The sequence below is a fragment of the Spirillospora sp. NPDC049652 genome, from assembly GCF_040675125.1.
In the GTDB taxonomy this organism is placed as follows: Bacteria; Actinomycetota; Actinomycetes; order Streptosporangiales; family Streptosporangiaceae; genus Spirillospora.
In genome coordinates this window covers 1-5,777 of sequence record NZ_JBFAOF010000426.1, presented here as the reverse complement: position 1 = coordinate 5,777, position 5,777 = coordinate 1, and the positions used below count along the sequence as shown (strand labels likewise).

6 protein-coding genes and 1 pseudogene are annotated in these 5,777 nt (G+C 70.0%); all 7 read right to left on the bottom strand.

All coding sequences use genetic code 11. The annotated features are described in order from the left end of the window. Nucleotides 1-83 precede the first annotated feature (83 nt). Nucleotides 84-542, bottom strand: a complete 459-nt coding sequence (gene sufU / locus AB0J52_RS24145) for a Fe-S cluster assembly sulfur transfer protein SufU (RefSeq protein ID WP_500184355.1) — start codon at nucleotides 540-542, stop codon at nucleotides 84-86. A gap of 52 nt (nucleotides 543-594) precedes the next feature. After that, nucleotides 595-1,878 (bottom strand): cysteine desulfurase, encoded by a 1,284-nt coding sequence (locus AB0J52_RS24140; RefSeq protein WP_500184353.1) that lies wholly within the window; start codon nucleotides 1,876-1,878, stop codon nucleotides 595-597. Beyond that, complete coding sequence (gene sufC / locus AB0J52_RS24135) at nucleotides 1,875-2,642, bottom strand: Fe-S cluster assembly ATPase SufC (protein WP_500184352.1); 768 nt, start codon at nucleotides 2,640-2,642, stop codon at nucleotides 1,875-1,877. Before sufC ends, AB0J52_RS24140 begins: the two co-directional genes overlap by 4 nt. A 14-nt stretch (nucleotides 2,643-2,656) precedes the next feature. Beyond that, entirely contained in the window at nucleotides 2,657-2,974 is a 318-nt protein-coding gene (locus tag AB0J52_RS24130) for a non-heme iron oxygenase ferredoxin subunit (protein ID WP_500184350.1), read from the bottom strand. Continuing rightward, the gene (sufD, locus tag AB0J52_RS24125) at nucleotides 2,971-4,125 is read right to left on the bottom strand and encodes a Fe-S cluster assembly protein SufD (RefSeq protein ID WP_500184349.1); all 1,155 of its coding nucleotides are present in this window, start codon (nucleotides 4,123-4,125) and stop codon (nucleotides 2,971-2,973) included. The genes AB0J52_RS24130 and sufD overlap by 4 nt, the downstream gene beginning before the upstream one ends. Beyond that, a complete protein-coding gene (sufB, locus tag AB0J52_RS24120; protein WP_500184348.1) occupies nucleotides 4,125-5,537 on the bottom strand; it encodes a Fe-S cluster assembly protein SufB in 1,413 nt (470 codons plus the stop codon). Before sufB ends, sufD begins: the two co-directional genes overlap by 1 nt. Further along, nucleotides 5,534-5,777: pseudogene (locus AB0J52_RS24115) on the bottom strand (transcriptional regulator); the annotation flags it as partial. The gene sufB and the pseudogene AB0J52_RS24115, both read right to left, overlap by 4 nt.

Below are 5,777 nucleotides of genomic sequence, written 5' to 3'. Positions count from 1 at the left end.
GGCCTCGGTGCCGGCCCCGCTCACGGGCGGGTTCTCGGCGGCCGTGTCCACGGCCGGGGTCTCGGTTCCGGTGGCGTTCTCGCTCATGCTGCCTCTCCCAGGGCGCGGGCGGTCGCGTCCTTGAACGCCATCCAGGCGAGCAGGGCGCACTTGATCCGGGCGGGGTACTTCGACACCCCGGCGAAGGCGATGGCGTCGTCCAGGACGTCCTCGTCCAGGTCGACCTCCTGGCCGCGCGACTGCATCAGCGCGAGGAACTCCTCGCCGACGCCCATCGCCTCCTTGACGGACTTTCCGATGACCAGGTCGGTCATCACCGACGCGCTGGCCTGGCTGATCGAGCAGCCCATGGCGTCGTACGAGACGTCCGCGACGACCGCGTCCCGGCCCGCGCCGTCCAGGTGCACGCGCACCGTCGTCTCGTCCCCGCAGGTCGGGTTGACGTGGTGCGCCTCGCCCTCGAACGGCTCCCGCAGCCCCTTGTTGTGGGGGTTGCGGTAATGGTCCAGGATGACCTCCTGGTACATCGCCTCAAGCTGCATGGCTTCCGTTTCCTCGTGAGGGGCCTTCGTCGTCGTTCAACAGCCCGCGGCGTCAGGCTGTTCCGAAGAACTTCTGCGCCTGCCGGACGCCCTCGGCGAGAGCGTCGATGTCGGCCAGGGTGTTGTGCACGTAGAAGGACGCCCGGGTGGTGGCGGGGATGCCGAACCGGCGGCAGATCGGCTTGGCGCAGTGGTGTCCGACCCGGACCTCCACGCCCAGCTCGTCCAGCACCTGGCCGACGTCGTGCGGGTGGATCTCCTCCACCGTGAACGACACCGCGCCGCCGCGCGCCTCGGTCGTGCCCGGGCCGATCACCCGCACGCCCGCGATCTCGCCGAGCCGCTCCAGGGCGTACCCGGTGAGCGCGACCTCGTGCGCGTGGACGTTCGCCATGCCGAGGTCCGACAGGTAGTCGACCGCCGCGCCGAGTCCCACGGCCTGCGCCACGTTCGGCGACCCGGCCTCGAACCGCTGCGGCGGCGGCATGAAGGTGGTGCCCTCCATCGTGACGGTCTCGATCATCGAGCCGCCGGTAATGAACGGGGGCATCGCCTCCAGCAGCTCGCCGCGGCCCCACAGCACGCCGACCCCGGTCGGGCCGAGCATCTTGTGGCCGGAGAACGCCAGGAAGTCGGCGCCGAGGGACGCCACGTCCACCGGCATGTGCGGGACCGACTGGGCGGCGTCGAGCACGACCAGCGCGCCGACCTCGCGGGCCTTCGCGGCGATCAGCTCGACCGGCGGGACGGTGCCGAGCACGTTCGACTGGTGCGTCAGCGCGACCAGCCTCGTGCGCCCGTTCACCAGCGAGTCGAGCTCGGACAGGTCCAGGCGGCCCTCGTCGGTGATGCCGAACCAGCGCAGCGTCGCCCCGGTCCGCCGGCAGAGCTGCTGCCAGGGGACGAGGTTGGCGTGGTGCTCCATCTCGGTGACGAGGATCTCGTCGCCGGGACCGACCTTGAACCGCTCGGCCTCGGGACCGGACGTGGCGGCGTTGCTCATCGCGTACGCCACCAGGTTGATCGCCTCGGTGGCGTTCTTGGTGAACACGATCTCGCCCGGCACGGCCCCGACGAACCGCGCGACCTTCTCGCGGGCGGCCTCGAACGCGTCCGTGGCCTCCTCGGCGAGCAGGTGCGCGCCGCGGTGCACGGCCGCGTTGTGCCGCTCGTAGAACTCCCGCTCGGCGTCCAGCACCTGGACGGGCTTCTGCGAGGTCGCCCCGGAGTCCAGGTAGATCAGCGGGTTCCCGCCCCGGACCGTCCGCTGCAGCAGCGGGAAGTCCTTCTTGACCTCCTCCGGCAGCAGGGCCGCCCGGATCTCCGGCTCGCTCATGCGGACGCGCCCGCCTTCACGTACTTCTCGTAGCCCTCGTTCTCGAGGACGTCGGCCAGCTCCGGGCCGCCCTGCTCGACGATCCGGCCGCCCGCGAACACGTGCACGAAGTCGGGCTTCACGTAGCGCAGGATGCGGGTGTAGTGGGTGATCAGCAGGACGCCGGTCTCCGGGTCGCCGTCGTGGAACCGGTTGATGCCCTCGGAGACGACCTTCAGGGCGTCCACGTCGAGGCCGGAGTCGGTCTCGTCCAGCACCGCGATCTTCGGCTTGAGCATCTCCAGCTGGAGGATCTCGTGCCGCTTCTTCTCGCCGCCGGAGAAGCCCTCGTTCAGCGAGCGCTGCGCGAACGCCGGGTCGATGGACAGCGCGTCCATCGCGGCCTTGGTCTCCTTGGCGAACACGCGCAGCTTCGGCGCCTCGCCGCGGACGGCGGTGACGGCCGAGCGCAGGAAGTTCGACACCGACACGCCCGGCACCTCCACCGGGTACTGCATCGCCAGGAACAGGCCCGCGCGGGCCCGCTCGTCGACGCTCATCGCCAGGACGTCCTCGCCGTCCAGGGTGACCGTGCCGGAGGTGACGGTGTACTTGGGGTGGCCCGCCACCGCGTAGGCGAGCGTGGACTTGCCGGACCCGTTCGGGCCCATGATCGCGTGCGTCTCGCCCGCCTTCACGGTCAGGTCGACGCCGCGCAGGATCTCCTTCGCGCCCTCGCCCTCTCCGACGGAGACGTGCAGGTCGCGGATCTCAAGGGTGGCCATATCTGTGGATCTTCCTAGTCGTCGGAGTCGAGGGAGACGTAGACGTCGCCGGCCTCGACCTTGACCTTGTAGGTGGCGACGGGCTGCGTCGCGGGCGGGTTGGTGGGCTTGCCGGTCCGCAGGTCGAAGCAGGACCCGTGCAGCCAGCACTCGATCGTGCCGTTGTAGACCTCGCCCTCGGAGAGCGAGACCTCCGCGTGCGAGCAGATGTCGCTGACCGCGAACACCTCCTCGCCGCTGCGCACCACCGCGACCGGGGTGTCGTCCACCTCCACGGCGAGCGCGCCGTCGGCCGGGACCTCCGCCAGCGGGCAGACCTTCACGAAGCTCATCGGGCCGGCTCCCCCTCCCGGGCCGGGGCCCGGTCCAGTTCGGCCTCGATCGCCGCGGCGACCTTCTCGCGGACGTCGGCGACCTCGATGCGCTCGATCAGCTGGCCGAGGAAGCCCCGCACCACCATGCGCCGGGCCTCGTCGAACGGGATGCCCCGCGCCTGCAGGTAGAACAGGTGCTCGTCGTCCAGCCGGCCGGACGCCGAGGCGTGCCCCGCGCCGGCGACCTCGCCGGTCAGGATCTCCAGGTTCGGCACCGAGTCGACCCGCGTCCCGTCGGTGAGGACAAGGTTGCGGTTCAGCTCGTAGGTGTCGGTGCCCTCGGCCTCGGCACGGATGATCACGTCGCCGATCCAGACCGCGTGGGCGTCCTGGTCCTGCAGCGCGCCGCGGTAGTCCACCCGGCTGCGGCAGGTCGGGACGGTGTGGTCGACCAGCAGGCGGTGCTCCAGGTGCTGGCCGCCGTCCACGAAGTACACGCCGTACAGCTCGGCGTCGCCGCCGCGCTCGGCGTACTCGATCGACGGGGAGACCCGCACCAGGTCGCCGCCCAGGCTGATGTTGTGCGAGGTGAAGCGGGCGTCGCGGCCCAGCCGGGCGTGCTGCCGCGCGACGTGCACGGCGTCGTCCGCCCAGTCCTGCAGGCTGATCACCGAGAGCGAGGCGCTGTCGCCGACGACGAACTCCACGTTCTCGGCGTAGACCGCCGAGCCGCGGTGCGCCAGCACGACCGTCGCCTTGGCGAACGGCTCCACGATCACCGTGGTGTGCCCGTACGCCGCGCCGGACGCGTCCTCGCCGTGCCGCCGGATGACGACCGGGGCGGACGCCTCGACCTCCTTGGGGACGGTCACGACCGTCGCCTCGGTGAAGGACGACCACGCCTGCGCGCTCACCCGGTCGGCGGGCACGAACGCCTTGCCGATCCGCGCGTCGTCGCGGCCCACGGTCTCGACCGTGACCTCGGCCGGGGCCTCGACCTCGGCGATCACCTTGCCGGACGCGTCGGCGGTGCCGTTGTGCAGGCCCTTGAGGCGGCGCAGCGGGGTGAACCGCCACTCCTCCTCGCGCCCGGTCGGCACCTCGAAGTCGGCGACCTCGTAGGACCCCTTCTCGTGCAGGGTCGAGAGAGGCCTGGTGTCGAGCCCCATCAGCCGACGGCTCCTTCCATCTGCAGCTCGATGAGCCGGTTCAGCTCAAGGGCGTACTCCATCGGCAGCTCGCGCGCGATGGGCTCGACGAACCCGCGCACGATCATCGCCATCGCCTCGTCCTCGGTGAGGCCGCGGCTCATCAGGTAGAACAGCTGGTCCTCGGACACCTTGGAGACGGTGGCCTCGTGGCCCATCTCCACGTCGTCCTCGCGGACGTCGACGTAGGGGTAGGTGTCGGACCGGGAGATCTGGTCGACCAGCAGCGCGTCGCACTTGACCGTGGACTTGCTGTGCTCGGCGCCCTCCTGGATCTGCACCAGGCCGCGGTAGGAGGTGCGGCCGCCGCCGCGCGCCACCGACTTCGACACGATGGTCGAGGAGGTGTTCGGCGCGGCGTGCACCATCTTGGCGCCGGCGTCCTGGTGCTGGCCCTCGCCCGCGAAGGCGATCGACAGGGTCTCGCCCTTGGCGTGCTCGCCCAGCAGGTAGACGGCCGGGTACTTCATGGTGACCTTGGAGCCGATGTTGCCGTCGATCCACTCCATGGTGGCGCCCTCGTAGGCGACGGCGCGCTTGGTGACCAGGTTGAAGACGTTGTTCGACCAGTTCTGGATGGTCGTGTAGCGGACGCGGGCGTCCTTCTTCACGACGATCTCGACGACGGCCGAGTGCAGCGAGTCCGACTTGTAGATCGGCGCGGTGCAGCCCTCGACGTAGTGCACGTACGAGCCCTCGTCCGCGATGATCAGCGTCCGCTCGAACTGGCCCATGTTCTCGGTGTTGATCCGGAAGTAGGCCTGGAGCGGGATCTCCACGTGCACGCCCGGGGGGACGTAGATGAACGAGCCGCCGGACCAGACGGAGGTGTTCAGCGCGGCGAACTTGTTGTCGCCGACCGGGATCACCGAGCCGAAGTACTCCTGGAAGATCTCCGGGTGCTCCTTGAGGCCGGTGTCGGTGTCGAGGAAGATGACACCCTTCTCCTCAAGATCGTCGCGGATCTTGTGGTAGACGACCTCCGACTCGTACTGCGCGGCGACGCCCGCGATGAGGCGCTGCTTCTCCGCCTCCGGGATGCCGAGCTTGTCGTAGGTGTTCTTGATGTCCTCGGGGAGCTCCTCCCAGGAAGCGGCCTGCTTCTCGGTGGAGCGGACGAAGTACTTGATGTTGTCGAAGTCGATCTCCGACAGGTCCGAGCCCCAGCCGGGCATCGGCTTCTTGTCGAACAGCCGCAGCCCCTTCAGCCGGAGGTCGAGCATCCAGTCGGGCTCGCCCTTCTTGGCCGAGATGTCACGGACGACGTCCTCGTTCAGGCCGCGGCGCGCCGAGGCCCCGGCGGTGTCGGGGTCGGCCCAACCGAACTTGTACCTGTCGAGCCCTTCCAGCTCGGGGTGGGCAGCCGTAGTCATAGGGAGGACCCTCCGGTCTCCTCGTCACTGGTGTTCGGACCGTCGGCCCTGGCCGCCTCGCAGAGGGACCGGGAGCTGACGTGGGTGGTGCATATTCCGTCGCCGTGGGCGATGGTGGCCAGCCGCTGGACGGGGGTGCCCAGCAGGCGGCTGAACGCCTCGGTCTCGGCCTCGCACAGCTGCGGGAACTCCGCGGCGACGTGCGCGACCGGGCAGTGGTGCTGGCACAGCTGCTCGCCG